The sequence below is a fragment of the Citrobacter sp. CFNIH10 genome, from assembly GCF_002934585.1.
GTDB lineage: Bacteria > Pseudomonadota > Gammaproteobacteria > Enterobacterales > Enterobacteriaceae > Citrobacter_A > Citrobacter_A amalonaticus.
The window spans coordinates 5,114,483-5,140,415 of the sequence record NZ_CP026216.1; the positions used below are offsets into that span (position 1 = coordinate 5,114,483).

23 protein-coding genes and 1 pseudogene are annotated in these 25,933 nt (G+C 54.3%); 6 read left to right on the top strand and 18 right to left on the bottom strand.

The genetic code is table 11. From position 1 onward, the window contains the following. Positions 1–31 precede the first annotated feature (31 nt). Both C2U53_RS29125 and C2U53_RS29130 read left to right on the top strand, forming a co-directional pair. Positions 32–1,585 carry a bifunctional UDP-sugar hydrolase/5'-nucleotidase gene (locus C2U53_RS29125; protein WP_042999794.1) on the top strand — a complete coding sequence of 518 codons (1,554 nt, stop codon included), beginning with the start codon at positions 32–34 and terminating at the stop codon, positions 1,583–1,585. Between the two features lie 23 nt (positions 1,586–1,608). Beyond that, positions 1,609–3,144, top strand: a complete 1,536-nt coding sequence (locus C2U53_RS29130; RefSeq protein WP_104446840.1) for an aryl-sulfate sulfotransferase N-terminal domain-containing protein — start codon at positions 1,609–1,611, stop codon at positions 3,142–3,144. Positions 3,145–3,202: 58 nt separating this feature from the next. Here C2U53_RS29130 and purL read toward each other — a convergent pair whose 3' ends face one another. Continuing rightward, the gene (gene purL / locus C2U53_RS29135) at positions 3,203–7,090 is read right to left on the bottom strand and encodes a phosphoribosylformylglycinamidine synthase (protein ID WP_044253138.1); all 3,888 of its coding nucleotides are present in this window, start codon (positions 7,088–7,090) and stop codon (positions 3,203–3,205) included. 261 nt (positions 7,091–7,351) lie between these two features. On the opposite strand from purL, the gene mltF reads away from it, so the two are divergent. After that, positions 7,352–8,902: a membrane-bound lytic murein transglycosylase MltF gene (gene mltF, locus C2U53_RS29140; RefSeq protein WP_044253141.1), complete on the top strand. Its 1,551-nt coding sequence runs from the start codon at positions 7,352–7,354 to the stop codon at positions 8,900–8,902. A gap of 15 nt (positions 8,903–8,917) precedes the next feature. Here mltF and tadA read toward each other — a convergent pair whose 3' ends face one another. Genes tadA through murQ form a run of 4 tightly spaced genes read right to left on the bottom strand, consistent with a single transcriptional unit; the run spans position 8,918 to position 12,388 of the window. Continuing rightward, the gene (tadA, locus tag C2U53_RS29145) at positions 8,918–9,436 is read right to left on the bottom strand and encodes a tRNA adenosine(34) deaminase TadA (protein WP_072011051.1); all 519 of its coding nucleotides are present in this window, start codon (positions 9,434–9,436) and stop codon (positions 8,918–8,920) included. Between the two features lie 43 nt (positions 9,437–9,479). Continuing rightward, entirely contained in the window at positions 9,480–10,115 is a 636-nt protein-coding gene (yfhb, locus tag C2U53_RS29150) for a phosphatidylglycerophosphatase C (RefSeq protein ID WP_044326601.1), read from the bottom strand. A 3-nt stretch (positions 10,116–10,118) separates the two neighbouring features. Beyond that, positions 10,119–11,483 carry a PTS transporter subunit EIIC gene (locus C2U53_RS29155; protein ID WP_042999788.1) on the bottom strand — a complete coding sequence of 455 codons (1,365 nt, stop codon included), beginning with the start codon at positions 11,481–11,483 and terminating at the stop codon, positions 10,119–10,121. Positions 11,484–11,485: 2 nt separating this feature from the next. Continuing rightward, complete coding sequence (gene murQ / locus C2U53_RS29160; RefSeq protein WP_104446841.1) at positions 11,486–12,388, bottom strand: N-acetylmuramic acid 6-phosphate etherase; 903 nt, start codon at positions 12,386–12,388, stop codon at positions 11,486–11,488. 116 nt (positions 12,389–12,504) lie between these two features. Between murQ and C2U53_RS29165 the strand changes: the two genes are divergently transcribed. Both C2U53_RS29165 and C2U53_RS29170 read left to right on the top strand, forming a co-directional pair. Beyond that, the gene (locus tag C2U53_RS29165; protein WP_042999786.1) at positions 12,505–13,353 is read left to right on the top strand and encodes a MurR/RpiR family transcriptional regulator; all 849 of its coding nucleotides are present in this window, start codon (positions 12,505–12,507) and stop codon (positions 13,351–13,353) included. 55 nt (positions 13,354–13,408) lie between these two features. Beyond that, a complete protein-coding gene (locus C2U53_RS29170) occupies positions 13,409–13,669 on the top strand; it encodes a YfhL family 4Fe-4S dicluster ferredoxin (RefSeq protein ID WP_042999785.1) in 261 nt (86 codons plus the stop codon). On the opposite strand, the gene acpS is transcribed toward C2U53_RS29170, so the two are convergent. The 12 genes and pseudogenes from acpS to rseD all read right to left on the bottom strand — a co-directional run bounded on the left by acpS (position 13,666) and on the right by rseD (position 23,313). Then, positions 13,666–14,046: a holo-ACP synthase gene (gene acpS / locus C2U53_RS29175; protein ID WP_099433240.1), complete on the bottom strand. Its 381-nt coding sequence runs from the start codon at positions 14,044–14,046 to the stop codon at positions 13,666–13,668. The genes C2U53_RS29170 and acpS overlap by 4 nt on opposite strands. Further along, complete coding sequence (pdxJ, locus tag C2U53_RS29180; RefSeq protein WP_042999783.1) at positions 14,046–14,777, bottom strand: pyridoxine 5'-phosphate synthase; 732 nt, start codon at positions 14,775–14,777, stop codon at positions 14,046–14,048. The genes acpS and pdxJ overlap by 1 nt, the downstream gene beginning before the upstream one ends. Before the next feature lie 16 nt (positions 14,778–14,793). Continuing rightward, on the bottom strand, positions 14,794–15,504 hold the full coding sequence (gene recO, locus C2U53_RS29185) for a DNA repair protein RecO (RefSeq protein WP_043001853.1): 711 nt from the start codon (positions 15,502–15,504) through the stop codon (positions 14,794–14,796). A 29-nt stretch (positions 15,505–15,533) separates the two neighbouring features. After that, positions 15,534–16,439: a GTPase Era gene (era, locus tag C2U53_RS29190; protein WP_042999782.1), complete on the bottom strand. Its 906-nt coding sequence runs from the start codon at positions 16,437–16,439 to the stop codon at positions 15,534–15,536. Beyond that, positions 16,436–17,116, bottom strand: a complete 681-nt coding sequence (gene rnc, locus C2U53_RS29195; protein ID WP_042291512.1) for a ribonuclease III — start codon at positions 17,114–17,116, stop codon at positions 16,436–16,438. Before rnc ends, era begins: the two co-directional genes overlap by 4 nt. Before the next feature lie 273 nt (positions 17,117–17,389). Continuing rightward, entirely contained in the window at positions 17,390–18,364 is a 975-nt protein-coding gene (gene lepB / locus C2U53_RS29200; protein ID WP_044253147.1) for a signal peptidase I, read from the bottom strand. Between the two features lie 16 nt (positions 18,365–18,380). After that, positions 18,381–20,180, bottom strand: a complete 1,800-nt coding sequence (gene lepA / locus C2U53_RS29205) for a translation elongation factor 4 (protein ID WP_042999780.1) — start codon at positions 20,178–20,180, stop codon at positions 18,381–18,383. Between the two features lie 282 nt (positions 20,181–20,462). Further along, positions 20,463–20,942, bottom strand: coding sequence for a SoxR-reducing system protein RseC (rseC, locus tag C2U53_RS29210; RefSeq protein WP_044253150.1), 480 nt, complete (start codon positions 20,940–20,942; stop codon positions 20,463–20,465). Beyond that, positions 20,939–21,895 (bottom strand): sigma-E factor regulatory protein RseB, encoded by a 957-nt coding sequence (gene rseB, locus C2U53_RS29215; protein ID WP_042999715.1) that lies wholly within the window; start codon positions 21,893–21,895, stop codon positions 20,939–20,941. Before rseB ends, rseC begins: the two co-directional genes overlap by 4 nt. Beyond that, complete coding sequence (gene rseA / locus C2U53_RS29220; protein ID WP_042999714.1) at positions 21,895–22,545, bottom strand: anti-sigma-E factor RseA; 651 nt, start codon at positions 22,543–22,545, stop codon at positions 21,895–21,897. The genes rseB and rseA overlap by 1 nt, the downstream gene beginning before the upstream one ends. A gap of 30 nt (positions 22,546–22,575) precedes the next feature. Then, positions 22,576–23,151 (bottom strand): RNA polymerase sigma factor RpoE, encoded by a 576-nt coding sequence (gene rpoE, locus C2U53_RS29225; protein ID WP_000003307.1) that lies wholly within the window; start codon positions 23,149–23,151, stop codon positions 22,576–22,578. Then, positions 23,148–23,313: pseudogene (gene rseD / locus C2U53_RS30075) on the bottom strand (rpoE leader peptide RseD). The gene rpoE and the pseudogene rseD overlap by 4 nt, the downstream one beginning before the upstream one ends. Before the next feature lie 261 nt (positions 23,314–23,574). Between rseD and nadB the strand changes: the two are divergent. Further along, positions 23,575–25,197: an L-aspartate oxidase gene (gene nadB, locus C2U53_RS29235; RefSeq protein WP_044253156.1), complete on the top strand. Its 1,623-nt coding sequence runs from the start codon at positions 23,575–23,577 to the stop codon at positions 25,195–25,197. Here the strand turns inward: nadB and trmN are convergent. Next, positions 25,182–25,919 (bottom strand): tRNA(1)(Val) (adenine(37)-N(6))-methyltransferase TrmN, encoded by a 738-nt coding sequence (trmN, locus tag C2U53_RS29240; RefSeq protein ID WP_044253159.1) that lies wholly within the window; start codon positions 25,917–25,919, stop codon positions 25,182–25,184. The two genes, nadB and trmN, sit on opposite strands and share 16 nt — an antisense overlap. Between the last annotated feature and the right edge of the window lie 14 nt (positions 25,920–25,933).

Here is a 25,933-nt window from a genome sequence, read left to right on the forward strand (position 1 = left end):
AGCACTCTCATTTATACGTTAAGGATAAACAATGAAAAAACGCTTGATTGCCTCGTTACTCATCGCTGGATATGCGGGATATGCCTGTGCGCAGGATGTTACCGTCATCTATACCAATGATCTCCACGCCCACGTTGAACCGTATAAACTGCCGTATATTGCTGAAGGTAAACGGGAGATTGGCGGTTTTGCTAATATTTCCACACTGGTTAAACAGGAAAAAGCTAAAAATAAGGCGACGTTTTATTTTGATGCCGGTGATTATTTTACCGGTCCATATATAAGCAGCTTGACTAAAGGAAAAGCAATTATCGATATAATGAATACAATGTCGGTGGATGCGGCCTCTGTCGGGAATCATGAATTTGACCATGGCTGGGATAATACCCTTTTGCAGTTCAGCCAGGCGACGTTCCCTATTTTATTGGGTAACGTCTTTTTTAAGAACAGCACTCTGCCCTTCTGGAATAAACCGTACACTATTGTGGAAAAAGACGGCGTCAAAATCGGTGTCATCGGTTTGCACGGTGTGTTTGCCTTCGACGATACGGTGTCGTCAGCCATGCGCCAGGGAATTGAAGCGCGTGATGAAGTCAAGTATCTACAGCGCTATCTGGATGAGCTGCGTGGAAAAGTGGATATCACCGTCGCGTTAATGCACGAAGGCACACCGGCGCGCCAGTCCAGCATCGGCAATGCGGACGTCAGACGTGCGCTGGATAAGGATATTCAGACCGCAAAACAGGTCAAAGGCCTCGATCTTCTCATTACTGGCCATGCGCATGTTGGCACGCCAGAACCAATTAAAGTGGGCAATACCCTCATCCTCTCGACCGACAGCGGTGGCATTGATATCGGTAAACTGGTGCTGGATGTCAACACAAAAAACCATCGTCACACGGTTAAAAGCTTTGAACTGAAAACAATTTATGCGGATGAATGGAAACCCGATCCGGTCACGCAGAAGGTGATTGATGGCTGGAACAAAAAGCTCGCGGAAACCGTGAGCCAAAAAGTGGGTGAAACGCCGATTGCGCTGACCCGGGCCTATGGGGAGTCCTCATCGCTGGGTAACCTGTTTACCGATGCCATGCTGTTCGCCGCGCCTGATGCGCAACTTGCGCTGACCAATTCGGGCGGTTTACGCGCCGATCTCAATCCTGGCCCCCTCACGCTTGGCGATATTATTAGCGCCTTCCCGTTCCCTAATGAACTGACCGTGATGGATTTAACGGGTAAATCATTACGCAATCTGATGGAGCATGGGGCGTCGCTGAGCAACGGCGTATTACAGATGTCGAAAGGCGCTGAAATGCGCTACGACCCGCGTAAACCGGTCGGCCAGCGCGTGACGACATTTACACTTAACGGCAAAAACATTGTCGATACGCAAACCTATCGCGTGGCAACCAACAGTTTCCTCGCGCCGGGCGGTGATGGTTTTATGGCTTTTACCGACGGTAAAAATAAGCAGGTCCGCGGCGGATATAACCTCTCCGATGCGGTGATTGATTACCTGAAAAAAGGCAACGTCATCGACCCTCAGCAAGTCAATGAAATGCGCGTAAGTGAAGTCAAACACTAATCTTATTTTATCAGGTGGATACTATGGCAATTATTTATACTGGAACAGTGCTCGCTCCGGCAAACAATCAGCTTGCTGCCTGGCTCAAGTTTCAACTGGACATACCTGCCACATTTTCATATACCGTGTTAAAAAGGACGACAAGTCAGACAAGCGTAGACTTTTCTTTCACGTCAAGCGAGTTGATTGACGATACCACGACAGAAATTAAAATCCCGGTGATTGGCCTTTACGCTAATTATAACAACCAGGTTCAGGTCATTTTCAAAAATCAGGCGGGGAATGAAATTTTCAACAGTACGATCCAGGTTAGCACACGCGATCAAATTTATCGTGAAGCGACCATTTTTCATCTTAACATTGAGCAAAACGATCCCGCAAAATTTGCCAGTGTGTGGGGAAACAGTTGGTTAATGACAACCAATTGCGATGGTTATGACCAAAACGGTGACCTCCGCTGTTATTTCGCGCAACCTTATCGCAACCAAATGTTAAGAACGCACGATGGGTATTTTTACATAGGTAGCGACGAGGACGAACATTGGTATGGCCGTCGCTTCTTTAAAATTGATATTCTTGGCAATGAAATCCTTGAATATGATTTACGCGATAGTGATGGCAATCTTTACGCAAATACGCACGATCTAGCCTGGGATTCGGCAAATAACCTTTATATGATCGGTAACGATATACCGGATCGTTCGACATCTACAATGAGACAGGATGCCTGGATCTTAAAATTCAATGAACAGTCGGGGAAAATGATCTGGGCCAAAAATTACACTCGCGCCTTCGATAACGCCTCGATTCTGAATAATAGCCCAACCAATGATGCGCATCTTAACTCACTCTCCTGGATCCCAGCAGGCTCTGAAAACAGTGAGGCTATTATTGTCCACACCCGTTCAGCCGGGATAACTTTTGGCGTATCGCCAGAAGATGGCCGGATTCTCTGGACAATCGATACTGGCGGTTTCAACCCACAATTCCCTGAAGATCAATCGGTTATAAATATCAGTACAACCGGAATTGGCGATAATGAAAACGGCGGCCATACCGTTTTAGTCACCAGTAATAGCGCATTTTCCAGTCTCACAGATTACAACGCAGGGAAGTTTGTCCTTTCTGTCTTTGATAACCGCTCTTGCATAACGTCTGATGGTCAGCCTGTTATCCGCCCTATCGACGCGGATGCAGACGCTGCAAAGCAGTATCAAACCCTGGAAGCTCGTGTTCTGTTTTACGCCGTTGATTTAACGGCCAGAACCATCACGAAAGCAGCAGAACCTATTTCATTGGCATCAGCCCGTGTCCCACAAGTAACGGACTTCATGGGGGCGGTTTTTGATCACAATGACAACTACACTATCTATACCAACCACGCGCGTTCTTTCTTTATCAGCGACGCCAGCGGGAATTTCATTGCAACGATTTACGATCTTATCTGTTCACTGGATGGCTATCCGGAGTTTCCTGGAGAATGCTACCGGGCAAGGCTATTTGCCAGCAATGAACTCACCGCTCTGATCAACGTTGGGTTTGATACCGCGAACAACTGATACCGTTCAGTAAAAAAACCCGGTGTTTATTTCACCGGGTTTTTCTGTTTCAGAAGGTTTATCCCAACTGCTTGCGGGCGTTACGGAAGATACGCATCCACGGACCGTCCTCACCCCAGTTTTCCGGGTGCCATGAGTTGCTGACGGTACGGTACACACGTTCCGGATGCGGCATCATCACCGTCACACGACCACTTTCCGTGGTGACAGCGGTAATCCCATTCGGCGAGCCGTTCGGGTTAGCCGGGTAGGTTTCCGTTACGTTGCCAAAGTTATCGACAAAGCGCAGTGCGACCAGACCTTTGCTTTCCAGCGCCGCCAGATGGGCTGCGTCGCGAACTTCAACGCGCCCTTCTCCGTGCGAGACGGCGATAGGCATCATTGACCCGACCATGCCCTGCAGCAACAGAGACGGGCTCTGGGTCACCTCAACCAGGCTGAAGCGGGCTTCAAAGCGATCCGAATGGTTACGCACAAAGCGCGGCCACAGGTCACTGCCCGGGATCAGTTCACGCAGATTCGACATCATCTGACAGCCGTTACACACACCCAGCGCCAGCGTTTGTGGACGATGGAAGAAGGTTTCGAACTCATCGCGCACGCGGTTGTTGAACAGAATTGATTTCGCCCAGCCCTCACCCGCGCCCAGTACGTCGCCGTAAGAGAAGCCGCCGCAGGCCACCAGCGCCTGGAAGTTACCCAGACCCGTGCGGCCACCGAGCAGATCGCTCATGTGCACGTCAATCGCGTCAAAGCCTGCACGCTGGAACGCCGCAGCCATTTCGACGTGAGAGTTCACCCCTTGCTCACGCAGTACCGCCACTTTCGGACGCGCACCGGTCGCAATATACGGTGCGGCGATATCGTCATTAATATCAAAGGTCAGCTTCGCGCTAAGGCCCGGATCGGCATCGTTGGTTTTCGCATCGTGCTCCTGATCGGCACACTCCGGGTTATCACGCAGACGCTGCATTTGCCAGGTGGTTTCGGCCCACCAGATGCGAAGCGTCGTGCGACTTTCGCTGAAGACGGTCTGACCGTTGGCTTCGATAACAAAACGATCGCCCGTGACGGCCTGACCCAGGTAATGTACGCAATCGCCCAGACCGTGTTGCGCCAGCAGTGCTTCCACCGCCTCGCGATCCGCTGCGCGAACCTGAATCACCGCGCCAAGTTCTTCGTTGAACAACGCCGCCAGACGATCGTCGCCCAGTGCGGCGATATCCGCCTGCACCCCACAGTGACCGGTAAAGGCCATTTCCGCCAGCGTCACCAGCAGGCCGCCATCGGAACGGTCGTGATAAGCGAGCAGTTTACGTTGCACCACCAGCGCCTGCATCGCGTCGTAGAAGCCCTTCAGTTGCGCGACGTCACGCACATCTGCCGGCGTATCGCCAAGCTGGCGGTATACCTGCGCCAGCGCCGTCGCGCCCAGCGCGTTGTGGCCACGGCCCAGGTCGATCAGCAGCAGCGCGTTGTCTTCAGTAGAAAGCTGCGGGGTGATGGTATGACGCACATCTTCCACGCGAGCAAAAGCGGAAATCACCAGCGACAGCGGCGAGGTCATTTCGCGCTGTTCGTTGCCTTCCTGCCAGCGGGTTTTCATCGACATCGAGTCTTTACCCACCGGAATCGTCAGACCCAGCGCCGGACAGAGTTCTTCACCGACCGCTTTCACCGCTTCGTATAAACCGGCATCTTCGCCCGGGTGACCGGCTGCGGCCATCCAGTTAGCGGAAAGCTTAATGCGTTTGATATCGCCAATCTGCGTTGCCGCGATATTGGTCAATGCTTCCCCGACCGCCAGACGGGCAGAAGCGGAGAAGTCGAGCAGCGCCACTGGCGCACGTTCGCCGATCGACATCGCTTCACCGTAGTAGCTGTCGAGGCTGGCGGTGGTCACCGCGCAGTTCGCCACCGGCACCTGCCACGGACCGACCATCTGATCGCGAGACACCATCCCGGTCACAGTACGGTCGCCAATGGTGACCAGGAAGGTTTTTTCCGCCACCGTCGGCAGATGCAGAACGCGTTTAACTGCATCCGCAATGGTGATGTCAGCACGATCCAGTGCCTCACCTTTCGCCTTCAGCGTCTGAACGTCGCGGGTCATCTTCGGCGTTTTGCCGAGCAGTACGTCAAGCGGCAGATCGATAGGCTGGTTGTTGAAGTGACGATCGTTTAGCGACAGATGCTGTTCTTCGGTCGCCTCACCAATTACCGCATACGGCGCGCGCTCGCGCTTACACAGCTCGTCGAACAGCGGCAGTTGGTCCGCCGCCACAGCCAGCACGTAACGTTCCTGGGACTCGTTACACCAGATCTCCAGCGGGCTCATACCCGGCTCATCGCTGAGGATGTCACGCAGTTCGAATTTACCGCCGCGTCCACCGTCACTAACCAGTTCAGGCATCGCGTTCGACAGACCGCCGGCGCCAACGTCGTGGATAAACAGGATCGGGTTGGCGTCACCCAACTGCCAGCAGCGGTCGATCACTTCCTGGCAGCGGCGTTCCATCTCCGGGTTATCACGCTGTACCGAGGCAAAATCAAGATCCGCGTCAGACTGGCCGGAGGCCATCGAGGAAGCCGCGCCGCCGCCCAGGCCGATATTCATCGCCGGACCGCCGAGAACGATCAGCTTCGCCCCGACGACGATCTCGCCTTTCTGTACGTGATCGGCACGGATGTTACCAATCCCGCCCGCCAGCATGATCGGCTTGTGATAACCGCGCAGCTCTTCGCCATTGTGGCTGTTCACTTTTTCTTCGTAAGTACGGAAATAGCCGTTCAGCGCAGGACGACCAAATTCATTGTTAAACGCCGCGCCGCCCAGCGGGCCTTCAGTCATGATATCCAGCGCGGTCACAATACGCTCTGGCTTGCCGAAGTCTTCTTCCCACGGCTGCTCAAAGCCCGGAATGCGCAGGTTAGAAACGGAGAAGCCTACCAGACCCGCTTTTGGCTTCGCGCCGCGTCCGGTTGCCCCTTCATCACGGATTTCACCGCCGGAACCAGTCGCCGCCCCCGGCCACGGAGAGATCGCCGTCGGGTGGTTATGGGTTTCCACCTTCATCAGGATATGCGCCGGCTCCTGGTGGAAGTCATAGCGACCGGTCGCGTGGTCGGCAAAGTAACGCCCCACTTCAGACCCTTCCATCACCGCCGCGTTATCTTTATACGCGGAAAGCACGTGGTCCGGTGTGGTTTCAAAGGTGTTTTTGATCATCTTGAACAGCGACTTCGGTTGTTGCTTGCCATCGATGATCCAGTCGGCGTTGAAAATCTTGTGACGGCAGTGCTCAGAGTTCGCCTGCGCAAACATGTAGAGTTCGATGTCGTTCGGGTTGCGCCCCAGTCGGGTAAACGCGTCCTGCAGGTAATCAATTTCGTCATCCGCCAGCGCCAGACCGAGACGCAGGTTAGCATCAATCAGCGCCTGACGGCCTTCACCCAGCAGATCAACACTTGCAACCGGCGCCGGCTGATGGTGAGCAAACAGTTTTTCCGCATCGGTTAACGAAGAGAACACCGTCTCCATCATTCGATCGTGCAGTTCAGCGGCAACCCACTGCCACTGCTCAGCGCTTAGCGTGGAGGCCTCAACGTAATAAGCGACGCCGCGTTCCAGACGGTCAATTTGTTGCAGACCGCAGTTATGGGCGATATCTGTCGCTTTGGAAGACCAGGGGGAGATGGTGCCAGGGCGCGGCGTCACCAGCAGCAGTTTCCCTTCCGGGGTGTGGCTGCTCAGGCTGGGACCGTATTTCAGCAGACGGGCAAGCTGCGCGTGCTCATCCTCGTTCAACGGAGCGTTCAGGTCAGCGAAATGGACGTACTCGGCGTAAATATTGCTTACCTGGAGGTTGGCAGCCTGAAAACGTGCCAGCAGTTTGTTAATACGGAATGCGGACAGTGCAGGCGAACCACGCAGAATTTCCATCATAAGTCTCTCGTCTTCTAAGCTAAGCTTTCGGTGTGCCCAAGTGGGGAAACGGGCGTCATTATAAAGAATCTGAGCCGCCGACGAAACCGTTTGCGTCGAAATAAAATCCACCGCCGTTATTGTCATACGATGCTGCCAATGGCTGTAATTAGTTGCCAACTGGCGCAAGTTTAAGCAAAATGCCGCTCATTGATGAATACTCCTGGCCTTTCTATTCTTTTTCCCATCCTGAGGCAACGCACGGTTCAGAGAATTAACTAATTGAAAAAATTAAAGATTAATTATCTGTTCATCGGCATACTGACGCTGCTGCTGGCGGCGGCCCTCTGGCCCTCTATCCCCTGGTTCGGTAAAGCCGATAATCGTATCGCCGCGATCCAGTCGCGGGGAGAGTTGCGCGTGAGCACAATTGAGTCGCCACTCACCTGGGCGAAACTCGACGGTAAGCCGTACGGGCTCGATTACGAGCTGGCGCAGCAGTTCGCCAGCTATCTGGGTGTAAAACTGAAGATTACCGTCCGCCAGAACATCAGCCAGCTGTTTGACGATCTGGATAATGGTGACGCCGACCTGCTGGCGGCCGGGCTGGTCTACAACAGTGAACGAGTGAAAAACTATCAGCCGGGGCCGACTTACTATTCGGTATCCCAGCAACTGGTCTACAAAGTGGGTCAGTATCGTCCCCGTACGTTGGGCAGCGTGACGGAAAGTCAACTCACTATCACGCCGGGACACGTGGTGGCAAACGATCTGCAAACGCTGAAACAGACAAAATACCCTGAGCTGAGCTGGCGGATCGATGAGAAAAAAGGCTCAACGGAACTGCTGGATGCGGTGATTGCCGGACAGCTGGATTACACCATTGCCGACTCTGTCGCCATCAGCCTCTACCAACGCGTTCATCCCGAACTTGCTGTTGCGCTGGATATCACCGACGAACAGCCGGTGACCTGGTTTAGTCAGCTGGATGATGACAACACGCTGTCTGCCGCCCTGCTCGATTTCTTCAACGGCATGAATGAGGACGGCTCCCTGGCGCGTCTCGAAGAAAAATATCTGGGGCATGGCGATGATTTTGACTATGTCGATACCCGCACCTTTCTGCGCGCGGTTGATGCCATGCTCCCCGACCTGAAACCGCTGTTTGAAAAACACGCCCAGGAGATTGGCTGGCAGCTGCTTGCGGCGATCTCCTGGCAGGAATCGCATTGGGATCCGCAGGCCACATCACCAACCGGCGTGCGCGGCATGATGATGCTCACAAAAAACACCGCACAAAGTCTCGGTCTGACCGACAGAACCGATCCTGAGCAGAGCATCAGCGGTGGAGCACGCTACTTACAGGACATGATGAGTAAAGTGCCGGACACCGTACCCGAGAATGAGCGTATCTGGTTTGCGCTGGCGGCCTATAACATGGGTTATGCGCATATGCTTGATGCGCGTGCGCTGACAGCCAAAACGAAGGGAAACCCGGACAGTTGGGCTGACGTCAAACAGCGTCTGCCGTTGCTCAGTCAAAAACAGTATTACAGCAAGCTGACCTACGGCTATGCGCGCGGACATGAGGCCTACGCCTACGTTGAAAACATCCGTAAATATCAGATAAGCCTGCAGGGCTATTTGCAGGAGAAAGAAAAGCAACTGGCTGAAGAGATGAAACTGGCACAAGAGTATCCGGTCGTCTCACCAACGGAATTTGGCAAACAGCGGCGACCACTCGCCGCCTTCCTGTCGCAATCGTCATCCAGTTATCTGACGCACTCGCCGTCGCTGCTGCGTTTACCGCAGAAGAAAGAGGACAAAGAGTAAACAGAACCGCAATGCCTACTGGCTTGCGGCTTTCTTCAACGCTTTGATCTCCTGACGGCGCATGCGGAAGAAATCGCTGAGCAGCGTCGCACACTCCTCACGCAATATTCCTTCAGTGACCTCAACGCGATGGTTCATTCCCGGATGATGCAGAACATCCATCAGCGAACCGGCAGCGCCGGTTTTTGCATCGCGCGCGCCGAACACCACATGGCGGATACGGCTGTGTACCATCGCACCAGCGCACATGACGCACGGCTCAAGGGTCACATACAGCGTCGCGTCAATCAGACGATAATTTTGCAGGACGAGGCCGCCCTGACGTAGCGCCATGATCTCTGCGTGCGCGGTGGGATCGTGATGGCCAATCGGGCGGTTCCAGCCTTCACCGATCACGCGATTGTTGTGCACTAATACGGCACCGACCGGGACTTCACGTTCATCCCAGGCGCGCTTCGCCAGCGTTAACGCATGACGCATCCAGTATTCGTGACTAAATTCAACATCTGACAAAGGGGTTACTCCGGTAATCATTGCGGGCGCATTATACAGGGTCGCGATACCCTTCGTCTTTCAACTATTCCAGTTGCTGGAGTTCTCCACGAGGCGTGACGCGCCAGCGGTGCTGGCAAAAATAGAGCAGCGGGTTGTCCTGATTGCTGTCGCTGTAGCCGCTGTAAAGGCGCAGCGGCGTGCCGATTTTACGCTCCAGCTGTGCGACTTTTTCATGCCCCAGACAGCGCAGGGTCAGCACCCAACCGCCGTACCCCCGCTTCATCTGGCTGGCGATCAAATTCACGCGCGGCAGCCACGGCGTATCAACATAGACCTGTTCCACCAGCGACTGCGGCGAACCGGTGATGAGCCAGATATCGGCATCGGAGCTGAGCAGATAGGTGGTCAGACGCTCCTGGACCTGAGGAAACGCCGTAACGTTCTGTCGGAACCATCGAACAAAATCGGCCTGCCTGGCCTGTAGACTGGTCTCGCTGTGGCCGAAGGTACATCCCCACAGCAGCAGACTCATCGGCCAGCGCGCAGCGCGTCCTTTAATCAGTAACGCACCGACAATCACGGGCAACAACGGCAGCACGAGCAGCGCATTCAGCGGCTGGCGACGCAACAGATAGCGCAGGAAACTGCCAAACATATCCTGCTGATGTAGCGTACCATCCAAATCAAAAAAAACGACACGACGCGCGTGATTGGTCAAACCTTACTCCTCGGGATCGTTGAATCCTAACAGCCAGGTAAACAGGAACCCGGCTATCACTGCTACTAAATAGCCTAACAGATAGAACATCACTTTTCCGGCAACAATCGTTAACGCCAGCGGTAATCCGGAAATACCGAAGGTGATGACGGTGGCGACCTTCCAGTAGCTGATCAGCGCTCCGCCTACTGCGCCACCAAGACAGGCACCAATAAACGGTTTGCCCAGAGGAAGCGTGACGCCAAAAATCAGCGGTTCGCCAATACCGAGTAATCCCACCGGTAACGCCCCCTTAATCACTTTTTTCAACCGCGCGTTACGGGTTTTCATTAGCACGGCAATTGCCGCGCCCACTTGCCCGACGCCCGCCATCGCCAGAATGGGAAAGAGCGCGTTATAGCCATGCGCCTGCACCAGCTCAACGTGAATCGGCACCAGCCCCTGATGCAGCCCCGTCAGCACCAGTGGCAGGAAGGTTCCCGCCAGAACCGCGCCGACCAGAAAGCCGCCGCGATCGATAGCCCAGGACGCGCCGTGAGCAATAGACTCCGAAATCCAGCCGCCCAGCGGTTGCAGCGCCACAATAGCAATCGAGCCGGTGATGATGGTCGTCAGTAGCGGATTGAGGATAAGCTCCAGCGAGCCGGGTAACACATCGCGGAATTTACGCTCGATCCAGCACATCAGCGCCACCACCAGCAGCACGGCAATCACCCCACCACGGCCTGGCTGGAGCGCTTCACCAAACAGCGTAATTTGCGCCAGTTGCGGACTCGACAGAATGCCCGCCATCACGCCGCCCATCGCCAGCGAACCACCGAAGACTTTGGCGGTATTCACCCCCACCAGAATGTTCATGATGGCGAAAACTGCGCTGCCGAATATCCCCATCAGCCCCAGCATGTTGGGGTAATGGGTGGCGAAATCGCCGACGATATCCGGGCGTTTGAGAATGTTAATGATGCCGGTGATTAAACCGGAGGCGATAAACGCCGGGATCAGGGGAATAAAAACGTTCGCCAGCTTGCGTAGCGCATCGCTCATCGGCGCTTTGTACTTTGCTTTGGCCTGCGATTTCGTGCGCTCAATGTCATCGACTGCCGGGCGCGCACTCCCCTGCGCCAACAGCGCTCGCATGGCATCAACGACCTTTGCCGCCTTTCCGGGTCCGACGATGATCTGATGCTGCGCCCCCTGCTTCACGTAGCCACTGACGCCCGGTAGCTGTTTCAGATGCGGGATATCCAACAGCGTATCGTCTTTCACTTCCACCCGGACGCGCGTCATACAATTTTCCAGACGCAGAATATTTTGTTCTCCGCCTATTCCCAGCAGAATATCGCTGGCAAGGGTCGCCATCTTATCCATAGTTACCTCGATGAATCAGCTAACGCAGCGCGTAAGAATCCCTGATGGGTGGCCAGTTTTTCGCGCGCCGCATCAGCATTGAGACCACTCAGCGCCATAAGAATGGCCGGTTTCACGTCAAAATCGGTCTGTCTGAGCAGCGTTTCCGCCTCAGCGCGGGCAATGCCTGTGGCTTCAACCACCATTCGACACGCGCGGTCCATCAGTTTGATATTGGTGGCTTTCATATCCACCATCAGGTTCTGGTACACCTTGCCAAACTTCACCATCGCCCCGGTGGAGATCATATTGAGCACCAGCTTTTGCGCGGTACCGGATTTCAGACGCGTTGAGCCTGTCAGCGCCTCAGGCCCTACTACGGGTGAAATCGCAATATCCGCTTCCTGCGCAATCGGCGAGTCCGGATTACAGGAGATAGCAACCGTGGTACAACCCGTTTTGCGGGCATATTTCAGTCCACCGATGACATACGGCGTACGCCCTGATGCCGCCAGCCCAACCACCAGATCCTGCGGCACGAGGTTCAGGGCAATAAGATCGTCTTCACCGAGCTGCGCGTTGTCTTCTGCCCCTTCAACGGCTTTCAGCAACGCTCCCGGACCACCGGCGATTAGCCCCACCACCAGACCATGAGGAACGCCAAACGTCGGTGGGCATTCAGACGCATCCAGCACGCCGAGTCGCCCACTGGTCCCTGCGCCCATATAGATAATCCGACCACCGGATTTTAACGCTTCAGCCGCGGCATCGACGGCGCTCGCAACATCGGGCAATGTTGCTTTTACTGCTTCCGCTACCAGCGTATCCTGTTGATTAAAACGGTGAACCAGATCCAGCGTTGATAACGCGTCGAGGTCCATTGTTTGCGGATTACGGGTTTCTGATACTAAAGCGCCGAGATTCATGTTTGCTCCTCAGGAATTTTTAATTCATATTAACGACCAATAATGGAATATAATATTCGTGCAGGCGAGTGAAATTTCATTTTGTCGCCGCCATCACGTTTTCGTCAGGAGAGACCATGAACTGTTTAATTCGCATCCGCCAGCGCTACCCGGGATTTGCGCAGAGCGATAAAAAACTCGCGGACTATCTTCTGATACAACCCGACACTGCCCGCCACCTTAGCTCTCAGCAACTGGCCGCCGAAGCGGGCGTCAGTCAGTCGAGCGTGGTGAAGTTCGCACAAAAGCTCGGCTATAAGGGATTTCCGGCGTTGAAACTGGCGATCAGCGAAGCGCTGGTCAGCAATCCGAACCCGCATTCGGTGCCAGTGCATAACCAGATCCGTGGCGACGATCCCCTGCGTCTGGTCGGCGAGAAATTGATCAAAGAGAATGTGGCGGCGATGCATGCCACGCTGGATGTCAACACGGAAGAGAAGCTGAGCGAAAGCGTGACGATGCTGCGTAACGCCCGTCGGATCGTGTTAACCGGGATTGGTGCCTCCGGCCTGGTAGCGCAGAATTTTGCCTGGAAGCTGATGAAAATCGGCCTGAACGCTATTGTTGAGCGCGATATGCATGCGCTGTTGGCCACGGTTCAAGCGCTGACGCCGGACGATCTGCTGTTAGCGATTTCCTACAGCGGCGAACGTCGGGAACTGAACCTGGCGGCAGAAGAGACTTTACGCGTCGGCGGGCAGATCCTGGCGATCACGGGTTTCACCCCTAATGGGCTTCAACAGCGCGCCAGCCACTGCCTGTATACCATCGCGGAAGAACAGGCCACCCGCAGTGCGGCGATCTCTTCAACCCACGCGCAGATGATGCTCACCGATCTGCTTTTTATGGCGCTGGTACAGCAGGATCTGGAGCACGCACCTGAACGTATTCGCCACAGCGAGGCGCTGGTAAAAAAACTGGTCTGAGCAAGGAATGCGCGTATAATGCCCGCCCGGTTTGTGTTGTTTTGAGAGTTTCCTGATGGCCCTGTTAATCACGAAAAAATGCATCAATTGCGATATGTGCGAACCCGAATGTCCGAATGAGGCCATTTCGATGGGTGACAGCATCTATGAGATTAACAGCGACAAATGCACCGAGTGCGTCGGGCATTACGACACGCCCACCTGCCAGAAGGTGTGCCCGATCCCCAATACGATCCTCAAAGACCCGGCACATGTCGAAACGGAAGAACAACTGTGGGACAAATTTGTCCAGATGCACCACGCCGATAAAATCTAACTTTCGATAATGACCGTGGCGCAGGCATAGTGACGTTCGTCGGCCAGCGTTACGTGCATATGCGCAACGCCTAGTTTTTCCGCCAGCGCTACCGCCTCTCCCCACAACCGCAAGCGCGGTTTACCAAGTTCGTCGTTAAACACTTCAAACTGATTAAATGCCAGCCCATTGCGAATACCGGTACCAAAAGCTTTCGCCGCCGCCTCTTTGACGGCAAAGCGTTTTGCCAGAAAACGCACCGGCTGCTGGTGCGTTTCCCAGATTGCCCACTCGTTAGCGCTGAGCACTCGTCGGGCAAGCCGGTCACCGGAACGGGAGATCACCGCTTCAATGCGCGCAATCTCCACGATATCAGTGCCTAATCCAAGAATGGCCATTAGCCGCGCGCTTCCAGCATCAAACGTTTCATTTCCGCGACGGCGTCTTTCAGCCCGCTCATCACCGCACGACCGATAATCGCATGACCGATATTCAGCTCGTGCATTTCCGGCAGTGCGGCAATGGCTTTGACGTTGTGATAGGTCAGGCCGTGTCCCGCATTGACTTTCAGCCCCAGGCTTGCGGCGAAGGTGGCGGCTTTCGCGATGCGCGCCAGTTCCTGCGCCTGTTCCGCATCGGTTTTCGCATCCGCATAGCAGCCGGTATGAATTTCAATGTACGGTGCGCCGACGTCAGCAGCCGCTTTGATTTGCGCGTCATCGGCGTCAATAAACAGCGACACAAGGATCCCGGCGTCAGCCAGACGTTTACAGGCATCACGCATTTTGTCGCGCTGTCCGGCCACATCCAGACCGCCTTCGGTGGTCACTTCCTGGCGCTTTTCCGGCACCAGGCAGCAAAAATGCGGTTTGGTTTCCACGGCAATCGCCAGCATCTCTTCCGTCACCGCCATTTCCAGGTTCATACGCGTGTCCAGCGTCTGGCGCAGAATGCGGACATCGCGGTCGGTAATGTGACGGCGATCTTCACGTAAATGGACGGTAATGCCATCAGCACCCGCCTGCTCGGCAATGAATGCCGCCTGAACCGGATCCGGATATGCAGTACCGCGTGCATTACGTAACGTGGCAATGTGGTCAATGTTGACGCCTAACAGTAATTCAGCCATGACAATCCTCGTGATTTTATGTTCGCTTCGGCATGAACTGCCGGAATAATTCGCGGCTCTTTAAGGGTTTACCACCAAGATACGGCTTCAGCGCTATGCGGGTAAAGCGTTTCGCCGCACGTAGCGTATCAACATCCGGAAATTCGCGTTCTGCCAGCGCCCGCAGATGGCGTCCGGTAAAGGTGCTGTTATCAATCACAACGCTGGCGATAAAGCCTTTTTCTTCGCGATAGCGGTAGGTCATGGTGTCATCCACCGGCTCACCGCTGCCCGCACAGTGCAGGAAATCGACTCCATACCCGAGGTGGCCGAGCAGCGCCAGTTCAAAACGACGCAGCACGGGTTCCGGCGTTCCCGTAGCCCCCGCCAGTGCCTGAATGCAATGCAGATAATCGAAAAAGAGTTCAGAAAAGCGGGTTTCGTGCTCCAGCACGCGGGCGAGCAGTTCGTTGACGTACAGGCCGCTGTACAGCGTGATACCGCTCAGAGGGAGCGCCAGAGAAACCGCTTCCGCGCTACGCAGCGTTTTGACGTCGCCACGTCCGCCAAAGCGGACTAACAGGGGGGTAAAAGGTTGAAGGGCACCTTTCAGATTAGAGCGTTTAGAACGTGCGCCTTTAGCAACAAGACGCACGCGACCCGACTCTTCCGTGAAGACGTCCAGCATCAGGCTGGTTTCGCTCCAGGGGCGACTATGCAGGACAAATGCGCGCTGCCAGCCCTCCATCATACTCGTCGCCTGTTCGGAGCGCAGGTTTAGAGATCGTCGACGTAACCGAGACTGCGCAGCGCGCGTTCGTCATCGGCCCAGCCGGATTTCACTTTCACCCACAGTTCAAGATGAACCGGAGCTTCGAACATTTCCTGCATGTCTTTACGCGCTTCAATACCGATGGTCTTGATTTTGGCCCCTTTGTTGCCAATAACCATCTTCTTTTGCCCTTCGCGCTCAACGAGGATCAGCCCGTTGATGTCATAACCGCCGCGCTCGTTTGACACGAAGCGTTCGATTTCCACAGTCACGGAGTACGGCAGTTCAGCGCCAAGGAAACGCATCAGCTTTTCACGGATGATTTCAGAAGCCATAAAACGCTGTGAGCGATCGGTGATGTAATCTTCCGGGAAGTGATGCTCCGCTTCAGGCAGATGCTTGCGCACGATGCCTGCGACGGTGTCGACATTCATCCCGGTTTCCGCAGAGATCGGTACGATGTCGAGGAAGTCCATCTGACTTGCCAGGAACTGCAAATGCGGCAGCAGATCGGCTTTTTCCTGCACGTTATCTACTTTGTTGACGGCCAGAATCACCGGCGCTTTACCGTCACGCAGTTTATTGAGCACCATCTCGTCATCCGGCGTCCAGCGGGTGCCTTCCACCACAAAGATCACCAGTTCAACATCACCAATGGAACTGCTGGCCGCTTTGTTCATCAGACGGTTAATCGCGCGTTTTTCTTCCATGTGCAGACCGGGGGTATCGACGTAAATCGCCTGCCAGGGCCCTTCGGTATGGATCCCGACAATACGGTGACGCGTGGTCTGCGCTTTACGGGAGGTGATCGAAATCTTCTGCCCGAGCAGGTTGTTCAACAGCGTGGATTTGCCAACATTCGGACGACCGACGATGGCAATAAATCCGCAATAGGTTTTTTCGTCGCTCATTCCAGCTCCAGTTTTTTCAACGCCTGTTCGGCGGCAGCCTGTTCCGCCTTGCGACGGCTCGAACCTGTGCCAACCACCGGTTCACTCAGGCCGCTGACCTGGCAGTGGATAGTAAATTCCTGATCGTGCGCTTCACCACGCACCTGTACCACCAGATAAGACGGCAGCGGCAGATGGCGACCCTGCAAATACTCCTGCAAACGCGTTTTCGGATCTTTTTGCTTATCGCCAGGACTGATTTCGTCCAGACGAGTCTGATACCAGTTGAGGATCAGCTTTTCGACGGTCTGAATGTCACTGTCAAGGAAAACCCCGCCAATCAACGCTTCGACGGTATCGGCCAGAATCGATTCGCGACGGAAGCCACCGCTTTTCAGTTCGCCAGGCCCTAAGCGCAGACATTCGCCCAGATCAAACTCGCGGGCTAATTCAGCCAGCGTATTCCCGCGCACCAGCGTCGCGCGCATACGGCTCATATCACCCTCGTCCACCCGCGGGAAACGGTGATACAGCGCATTTGCAATCACAAAACTTAAAATTGAGTCGCCAAGAAATTCTAAACGCTCGTTATGTTTGCTGCTGGCACTGCGATGGGTTAATGCCTGCTGCAACAACTCCTGATGAGTAAAAGTGTAGCCCAGCTTCCGTTGAAGCCGATTAATTACGATGGGGTTCATGCGATACCAATAAATAAATGCGTCAACAATTCAGCACACGAAACAGACCTGATATATGTAGCATCCTTCCGGCCGCGTTAAGCAGCTTATGTACGCTCATATAGGGGGACCAACGCTGTTTCGTGTGCCGTGGCGACCTGGAGGCGCCAACCTGAAACTTCGGGGGAATATTCTATACACAACGACGAGGGATGTCGTTAGCCTGGGCAGATTTATCGAAGAAATAATTCACGTTGCCGTCATAACGACGACAACGTGAACGATTCGCGGCAATTAGTGGATACCACCAATGCGGCTTAAACGAACGCCAGTCGGCCATTCGCCTTCTTGTTTGTCGAAACTCATCCAGATGGCAGTGGCTTTACCGACCAGATTCGCTTCCGGGACAAAGCCCCAGTAACGGCTGTCCGCGCTGTTATCGCGGTTGTCGCCCATCATGAAATACTGGCCCGGCGGCACAATCCAGGTCGCCAGCGGCTGCCCGGACTGCTGGTAATACATCCCCACCTGATCCTGAGCAATCGGCACGGTCAGAATACGGTGCGTCACGTCGCCCAGCGTCTCTTTACGCTCGGACAGACGAATACCGTTCTCTTTCGTTTCACTCAGCGGGATCTCAAAGAAACCACTGGTGGCTTCACCACCGTTACGACGTGCAAACGTCTGCACAAAATCGCTCGGCTGAACATCGCTATAGGTGACCGGCAGGGCGTTCTCACACGCCTGACCCGAACGGCAACCCGGCTGAATAGTCACTTCTTTCGCGACCGGATCATAGGTCACTTTATCACCAGGCAAACCGACCGCTCGCTTGATGTAATCCAGCCGTGGATCTTCCGGGTATTTAAAGACCACGATATCACCGCGTTTGGGATGACCCGTTTCGATCAGGGTTTTCTGGTAAATCGGATCTTTAATACCGTAGGCAAATTTCTCCACCAGAATAAAGTCACCGATCAACAGCGTCGGCATCATCGAACCTGATGGGATCTGGAAAGGTTCATAGATGAACGAACGCACAACCAGCACGATAGCCAGCACCGGGAAAACCGAAGCGCCAGTTTCCAGCCAGCCAGGCTTCGGCGAGACTTTTTTCAGCGTTGCCTTATCCAGTGAATCTCCGGCTGCAGCCTGTGCCGCCGCCTGACGCTCCCGACGTTTTGGTGCGAAGATAAATTTATCCACGCACCATAAAATGCCCGTGACCAATGTGGCAATCACCAGAATCAGGGCAAACATATTCGCCATGCCAACTCCTTAAGGATTATTTGCTGTCTTTGCCGACATGCAGAATGGCGAGGAACGCTTCCTGAGGCAGCTCAACGTTACCGATCTGCTTCATCCGCTTCTTACCTTCTTTCTGCTTCTGCAACAGCTTTTTCTTACGGCTGATATCGCCGCCATAGCATTTTGCCAGAACGTTTTTACGCAACTGTTTCACAGTAGAACGCGCAATGATATGCGTCCCGATCGCCGCCTGGATCGCAATATCGAACTGTTGACGTGGGATCAGATCTTTCATCTTCTCCACCAGCTCACGACCACGGCTCTGCGAGTTATCACGGTGAGTGATCAGCGCCAGCGCATCGACACGTTCGTTGTTGATCAAGACATCAACACGCACCATGTCGGAGGCCTGGAAGCGTTTAAAGTTGTAATCCAGAGACGCATAACCGCGTGAGGTGGACTTCAGGCGGTCAAAGAAGTCGAGTACCACTTCAGCCATCGGGATTTCATAAGTCAGCGCCACCTGGTTACCGTGGTAAACCATGTTGGTCTGCACGCCACGCTTCTCAATACACAGGGTAATCACGTTACCGAGGTATGCCTGAGGCAACAGCATGTGACATTCCGCGATCGGCTCGCGCAACTCATAGATGTTATTCAGCGGTGGCAGCTTGGACGGGCTGTCGACGTAAATCGTCTCTTTCGCGGTGGTTTCGACTTCATACACAACCGTCGGCGCGGTGGTGATCAGGTCGAGATCGTATTCACGTTCCAGACGCTCCTGAATGATCTCCATGTGTAACAGACCAAGGAAGCCACAGCGGAAGCCGAAGCCCAGCGCAGTAGAACTTTCCGGCTCATAGAACAGAGAGGCGTCGTTGAGGCTAAGCTTGCCCAGCGCGTCGCGGAAGTTCTCGTAATCATCAGAGCTGACCGGGAACAGGCCCGCATAAACCTGCGGTTTTACCTTTTTGAAGCCTGGCAGCGCTTTTTCTGCCGGGTTACGTGCCTGAGTCAGGGTATCGCCAACCGGTGCGCCGAGGATGTCTTTAATCGCACACACCAGCCAACCTACCTCGCCGCACTTCAGCTCGGTACGATCAACCTGTTTAGGCGTGAAGATCCCCAGACGGTCAGCGTTATAGGTCTGACCGGTACTCATCACTTTGATTTTGTCGCCTTTACGCAGGGTACCGTTTTTAATACGCACCAGCGAGACAACGCCGAGATAGTTATCGAACCAGGAGTCGATGATCAGCGCCTGTAACGGTCCATCCGGATCGCCCTGCGGCGGCGGAATATCACGCACCAGACGTTCCAGAACGTCGGTCACGCCCACGCCAGTTTTCGCCGAGCAGCGCACGGCATCAGTCGCATCAATACCAACGATGTCTTCAATCTCTTCGGCGACACGCTCGGGATCGGCGGCTGGCAGGTCAATTTTATTGAGGACCGGCACCACTTCGAGATCCATTTCCATCGCGGTGTAGCAGTTTGCCAGGGTTTGCGCTTCGACGCCCTGCCCGGCATCCACCACCAGCAGTGCGCCTTCACAAGCGGCAAGCGAACGAGAAACTTCATACGAGAAGTCAACGTGGCCTGGGGTGTCGATGAAGTTAAGCTGGTATGTTTCACCATCAGCGGATTTGAAATCGAGCGTTACGCTCTGCGCTTTGATAGTAATACCGCGCTCACGCTCAAGATCCATCGAGTCGAGAACCTGCGCTTCCATTTCACGGTCAGACAGGCCACCGCAGATCTGAATAATACGGTCAGACAGCGTCGATTTACCGTGGTCGATGTGAGCAATGATCGAAAAGTTACGTATGTTCTTCATATAGTGTAATTATTGTGCCTTACGCCTGGTTGGACAGGCTTTGAGAAGTCGCTGTTCTGAGCTTAACGTCTGTTTAACTGAAACGCCGCATTCTACACTACAACGCTGAGGCGAGGAAATGTTCATAAAGTCAGGATAGCGGGAACTGGAAACGGCATCGCTTTTCTGATGTAAAACATCGTAAGAGAAGCATGATGCCCGATGGCGCAAGCTTATCGGGTCTACTGGACTTGCTGACCGTTTGTAAGTCGGATAAGGCGAAACCGCCATCCGGCAAGAATATCATGGTGCCGTTTCGGTGGAGGGCGTTTCAACGCGAATCGTACTGGATGGGAGAGCAACATTAAGAATAACGGGTTGCCAGGCTTCGCGTTCAGCCAGCTTGCGGGAATAGCCACGGGCAATCAGGAATCCGCCGACGCCGCCCAGTATCGCGCCGCTTAACGCCGCGAGATCTGAGCCAAACAGCACCTGAAACAGGGAGGCGATGAGGAATAACCCCACCAGCGGCGACAGATAAACCAGCATGGCGGAACCTAACAGACTGCCTTCGGCAATCCCCAGCTCCACTTTCTGCCCAGGTTCTAACGGCACATCGCTCGCCACCACAATGGTATGCGTGGTCTGCGGCCCGAGTTTATTCAGCACGCGGGTGCCACATCCTGAACGTGAAGCGCAGCTGCTGCAGGACGCTTTCACATCACAGCTCACCAATGCCTCACCGTTTTGCCATGACACCACGGTAGCCCACTCTTTGATCATTGCGCGGCTCCGAACTTAATGGTGTCGGCAATGCGCTTCGCTGTCTGCGGCGGCAATTCACCCACGATGGTAATTTCCGCGTTGTCGCGTACGCTGGTGCTGACCGTTCTGCGCCCGGTGCGCAGCATCTGGTCGGTGCTGGCCTGAGTCGCCCGATTGACGTTAATAGAGAAGCTAAACAGACCGTCGGAGTAGAGACGCGATTCAATCGGCATGTTGTCCATCGTTGGCAACGGTCTGCGCCCGCTGGACACTTCGCTAAACCCTTTCGGAAGCCAGGTCGGATTCCAGCTGAATTTGGCTTTTTCACCCGCCGGAACAGAGAGCAGCGGCGGCAAACTGGCTTTCGCCAGCGTCTGCATGCCGCTACCGGCATCCTGATTCACGGTGAAGGCAATCACCCGGAATTGCTCTAACGTTTCGCCATCGCGATCGAGGAGATCGACCCGCATCGGCAGCTTCGTTTCCGTATCCATCCAGACAATATAGCTGTAACGCGTGCCATCACGCGCGACCACGCGAATCACTTCGCACAGGCGATCGGCAATTCGGGTACGACCCACAGCAATAAAATCATAGTAGGGAGCAAGACGTTTGAAATCGGTATAGATAAGCGACGGCAGGGAGTCGACGATATAGTCACCGTTCAGAGTGAACGGTTCGAGTCCAGGCTCGAAGTAGCTAATTTCATTTCCGCGCTGGACCACTTCACGACGCGGACCATCCATTTGCAGCAGCTGCGCAAGCGGACGATTTTCCAGGCGAGCATGGCGATAACGCAGAGACTCAACGCCTTGTTTCGTGATGCTGACGAATGACAGCTCGTAATTGAGTGACTGGCTCGCCACATTCATCTGCTGCAACAACGCCCCGGACGCAGTGTTGGCCGAGGCGTTGACAGAGAAGAACAGGCTACCCGTCACAAGTGACATGGCAAACCAAAGTTGCTTCATTACTGCGATTGCGTTCCTAAAGTTTGAATTCCTGGCACCTGAACAGCGGCTTGCTGTGTCTGTGCCTGCTCAAACTGAAGCTGTTCGGAGTGCAGTCGGCGTTGCAGTTCGTAATCCTGCAACATGGCGTTGATCCGACGACGCTGCTCCTGTACCTGCTGCTGCTGCCCACCATTCGCGGTCGCATCAGAAGGTACTCCCAGGCTTACCGGGCTGGCTTTACCCATCATCGGCAAAGTATTGAAGACCGGCGTTTCAGGCTGCTGGGACGTTTCAGATTGTCCATTATAGTGCTGGACACCAACGATAACTGCAAGCGATACGCACGCGGCAACGCCCATTTGGGTAAGTTGCGCGGCCCACGGACGCATTTTTTTCCAGAATGGCATTTTCTGCCATTGCTGCGGCGCAGGCTGGGCCTCTGGAATGAATGGCACCGTATTGCGTACCGGCTCATCTTCAATAGCGGCCATTACGCGAGCGGAAATATCGAAATGAAGCACCTCAGGTGTATCACCCCGCATTGAATCACGGATCAGGTGATAGCTTTCCCAGGTTTTTTGCATATCCGAATCGTGAGCCAGTTCGTTGAGCAACTCACTATCCAGCGTCTCGCCATCCATTAAAGCGGAAAGTTTTTCTTTCTGCATGCCTAATACCTTTTCCAGTATCCGCTATCGTCAACGCCTGATAAGCGGTTGAACTTTATTATCAATAGCTTCCCGCGCTCGGAAGATACGTGAACGCACCGTACCCACCGGACAATCCATGATAGCGGCTATCTCTTCATAGCTCAGGCCATCCAGCTCCCGCAAGGTTATTGCCATACGTAAATCTTCCGGGAGGGACTCAATAGTTCGGAAAACTATCTGTCTCAGTTCTTCTGACAACATTAAGTTCTCAGGGTTCGAAATTTCTTTCAGCGCACCGCCACTTTCGAAGTTTTCTGCTTCAATCGCATCAACATCGCTTGATGGCGGACGACGCCCCTGAGCCACCAGGTAATTCTTCGCTGTATTCACCGCAATGCGATACAGCCAGGTATAAAAAGCACTATCTCCCCGGAACGAGTCCAGCGCACGGTAGGCTTTAATAAATGATTCTTGCACCACATCGGGAACATCGCCCGACGGGACATAACGGGAAACCAGACTCGCCACTTTATGCTGGTAGCGTACTACCAGTAAATTGAAGGCTTTCTGATCTCCCTTCTGGACCCGTTCAACCAGGACCTGGTCCGTTAACTGCTCGCTCATCCGAGGTAAAGTCTCCCCAAACCAAATTTCCACGCGTTCGCGAAACGCCACTCCATTAGCTGCACTATGAGCAAGCAACAGGTTAGAGTGTCTCGTTTTTGTAAAGTTCCGTTACGCATCTGTTTTTTGTTTGTCATGTTGTAGACGGTCATTATCTCTCATTATAAGTCTACCGAGTCTGAACAACGCACTATCTTTAAAAATGCCCATAAACCGGTTGCAGAGTAACCCAACGGCCACTTTATTTCATCCTCTAATCTGATGCTTACGGCCCGCCGCGCAAAATGGTTTCCCCACCTGACATCCTTTTACATCGCACCGTTTTGTTTAGTCATTACAACAACACTGAAAATAAAACGTGCTGAATCGCAGATTCTGGTGCTATGCTGGCCAAACACTGTTTAGTACATTAAACAAAATATCATGAAAACTACGCCTGAACTTTCTTGTGACGTGTTAATTATTGGTAGCGGCGCTGCCGGACTCTCGCTGGCGCTGCGCCTGGCTGAAAAGCACCAGGTTATCGTGCTGAGTAAAGGTCCCGTCAGCGAAGGCTCCACTTTCTATGCGCAGGGCGGGATTGCCGCCGTTTTCGATGAAACCGACAGCATTGATTCACATGTGGAAGATACGCTCATTGCCGGCGCTGGTATTTGCGATCGCCATGCGGTGGAGTTTGTCGCCAGCAACGCCCGTCCCTGCGTACAGTGGTTGATTGATCAGGGGGTGCTATTTGATACCCAGGTGCAGCCTAACGGTGAAGAGAGTTACCATCTGACGCGTGAAGGTGGTCATAGCCATCGTCGCATTTTGCATGCCGCTGATGCCACCGGTAAAGAGGTGGAAACCACGCTGGTCAGCAAGGCGCAAAGCCATCCAAACATCCGGGTACTGGAACGCAGTAATGCCGTCGATTTAATCATCTCCGACAAAATTGGCCTGCCCGGCACACGACGCGTCGTGGGGGCATGGGTCTGGAACCGGAATAAAGAGGCGGTGGAAACCTGTCACGCGAAGTCTGTCGTGCTGGCGACCGGCGGCGCATCAAAGGTGTATCAATATACAACGAATCCGGACATTTCCTCCGGCGACGGTATTGCGATGGCCTGGCGTGCGGGATGCCGGGTTGCGAATCTCGAATTTAATCAGTTCCACCCTACCGCGCTGTATCATCCCCAGGCACGTAATTTCCTGCTTACCGAAGCGCTGCGCGGAGAAGGTGCTCATCTCAAACGCCCGGACGGCACGCGGTTTATGCCAGACTTTGACGCGCGAGGGGAACTGGCGCCGCGCGATATCGTCGCCCGCGCTATCGACCATGAAATGAAGCGTCTCGGTGCGGACTGTATGTTCCTTGATATCAGCCATAAGCCAGAAGCCTTTGTGCGTCAGCATTTCCCGATGATTTACGAAAAGCTGCTGGGGCTGGGTATCGACCTGACCAAAGAACCAGTGCCCATCGTGCCAGCAGCACACTACACCTGCGGCGGCGTGATGGTTGACGACTTTGGTCGTACCGATGTGGACGGCCTGTATGCGATCGGGGAAGTGAGCTACACCGGCCTGCACGGCGCGAACCGGATGGCCTCAAACTCGCTGCTGGAGTGTCTGGTGTACGGCTGGTCCGCAGCGGAAGATATCGACAGACGAATGCCTTACGCCCGTGGCGTAAGCGCCCTGCCCGCCTGGGATGAAAGTCGCGTGGACAACCCTGACGAACTGGTGGTGATTCAGCATAACTGGCATGAGCTGCGGCTGTTTATGTGGGACTACGTGGGGATTGTGCGCACCACCAAACGTCTGGAGCGGGCCCTGCGTCGTATCACTATGTTACAACAGGAGATCGACGAGTATTACGCCCATTTCCGCGTCTCGAATAATTTGCTGGAGTTACGCAACCTGGTTCAGGTCGCCGAGCTGATTGTGCGCTGTGCGATGATGCGCAAAGAGAGCCGCGGTCTGCACTACACGCTCGATTATCCGGCACTGCTGGAGGAATCTGGCCCGTCTGTGCTCTCGCCGTTAACGGCTCACATGAACAGATAAAATGCCTGGGTCAGCGCCGTATAACCTTCGGAGTAACGCTGATCCGGCCCGCGAATCACCAGCCTGTCGCTAAAGCATTCCCCCTTCTTAGGGGAGAATGCCAGCAGCACCCGATGCGGCAACCGCGCCTCCGTTTCAGCAACGTCGGTGCGTAGCCGTAAATGCCAGCCCATATTTAACGCCTGCTGCGTGAAGGTATTGCCGATATTTTCCGGCAACACAACACACAAGAATCCCTCTTCCGTGATCAGCCCCGTCGCCGTCGCTAACAGCGCAGAATGATCCAGCATCGTGGTATAACGCGCCTGTTCCCGCTGCGGTGTAGCACACTCGACGCCCTGCTCGTAATACGGCGGGTTACTGATGATAAGGTCATATTTAACGGTCTGCCGTGCCGCCCAATGTTGGACATCTTCCGCCTGCACCGTTACCCGATCCGCCCACGGCGACTGGGTAACGTTTTCTTGCGCCTGCGCGGCGGCATCGCTATCCAGTTCAACGGCATCAACGGTGACGCTTTCATCAGTACGCTGCGCCAGCATCAGCGCCAACAGTCCGCTGCCGGTACCGATATCGAGGATCCGCTTTACGCCCGCCACCGGTGCCCATGCCCCTAACAGAATCCCATCTGTTCCGACTTTCATCGCACAACGATCGTGCGCGACAAAAAACTGTTTAAAAGTAAATCCATTACGACGAAGGACGGATGTAGACTGAGGCATGAATTAAAAACCTT

Excerpts from the sequence above, each read along its gene's own strand:
- nadB (WP_044253156.1), top strand. The coding sequence starts at position 23,575 with ATGAAAACTACGCCTGAACTTTCTTGTGACGTGTTAATTATTGGTAGC.
- tadA (WP_072011051.1), bottom strand. The coding sequence starts at position 9,436 with ATGATTACCGGAGTAACCCCTTTGTCAGATGTTGAATTTAGTCACGAA.
- recO (WP_043001853.1), bottom strand. The coding sequence starts at position 15,504 with ATGGAGGGCTGGCAGCGCGCATTTGTCCTGCATAGTCGCCCCTGGAGC.
- rseB (WP_042999715.1), bottom strand. The coding sequence starts at position 21,895 with ATGAAGCAACTTTGGTTTGCCATGTCACTTGTGACGGGTAGCCTGTTC.
- lepA (WP_042999780.1), bottom strand. The coding sequence starts at position 20,180 with ATGAAGAACATACGTAACTTTTCGATCATTGCTCACATCGACCACGGT.
- rseC (WP_044253150.1), bottom strand. The coding sequence starts at position 20,942 with ATGATCAAAGAGTGGGCTACCGTGGTGTCATGGCAAAACGGTGAGGCA.
- C2U53_RS29155 (WP_042999788.1), bottom strand. The coding sequence starts at position 11,483 with ATGGATAAGATGGCGACCCTTGCCAGCGATATTCTGCTGGGAATAGGC.
- C2U53_RS29125 (WP_042999794.1), top strand. The coding sequence starts at position 32 with ATGAAAAAACGCTTGATTGCCTCGTTACTCATCGCTGGATATGCGGGA.
- rseA (WP_042999714.1), bottom strand. The coding sequence starts at position 22,545 with ATGCAGAAAGAAAAACTTTCCGCTTTAATGGATGGCGAGACGCTGGAT.
- lepB (WP_044253147.1), bottom strand. The coding sequence starts at position 18,364 with ATGGCGAATATGTTTGCCCTGATTCTGGTGATTGCCACATTGGTCACG.
- trmN (WP_044253159.1), bottom strand. The coding sequence starts at position 25,919 with ATGCCTCAGTCTACATCCGTCCTTCGTCGTAATGGATTTACTTTTAAA.
- murQ (WP_104446841.1), bottom strand. The coding sequence starts at position 12,388 with ATGAATCTCGGCGCTTTAGTATCAGAAACCCGTAATCCGCAAACAATG.
- purL (WP_044253138.1), bottom strand. The coding sequence starts at position 7,090 with ATGATGGAAATTCTGCGTGGTTCGCCTGCACTGTCCGCATTCCGTATT.
- acpS (WP_099433240.1), bottom strand. The coding sequence starts at position 14,046 with ATGGCCATTCTTGGATTAGGCACTGATATCGTGGAGATTGCGCGCATT.
- rpoE (WP_000003307.1), bottom strand. The coding sequence starts at position 23,151 with ATGAGCGAGCAGTTAACGGACCAGGTCCTGGTTGAACGGGTCCAGAAG.
- C2U53_RS29165 (WP_042999786.1), top strand. The coding sequence starts at position 12,505 with ATGAACTGTTTAATTCGCATCCGCCAGCGCTACCCGGGATTTGCGCAG.
- C2U53_RS29130 (WP_104446840.1), top strand. The coding sequence starts at position 1,609 with ATGGCAATTATTTATACTGGAACAGTGCTCGCTCCGGCAAACAATCAG.
- pdxJ (WP_042999783.1), bottom strand. The coding sequence starts at position 14,777 with ATGGCTGAATTACTGTTAGGCGTCAACATTGACCACATTGCCACGTTA.
- rnc (WP_042291512.1), bottom strand. The coding sequence starts at position 17,116 with ATGAACCCCATCGTAATTAATCGGCTTCAACGGAAGCTGGGCTACACT.
- era (WP_042999782.1), bottom strand. The coding sequence starts at position 16,439 with ATGAGCGACGAAAAAACCTATTGCGGATTTATTGCCATCGTCGGTCGT.
- C2U53_RS29170 (WP_042999785.1), top strand. The coding sequence starts at position 13,409 with ATGGCCCTGTTAATCACGAAAAAATGCATCAATTGCGATATGTGCGAA.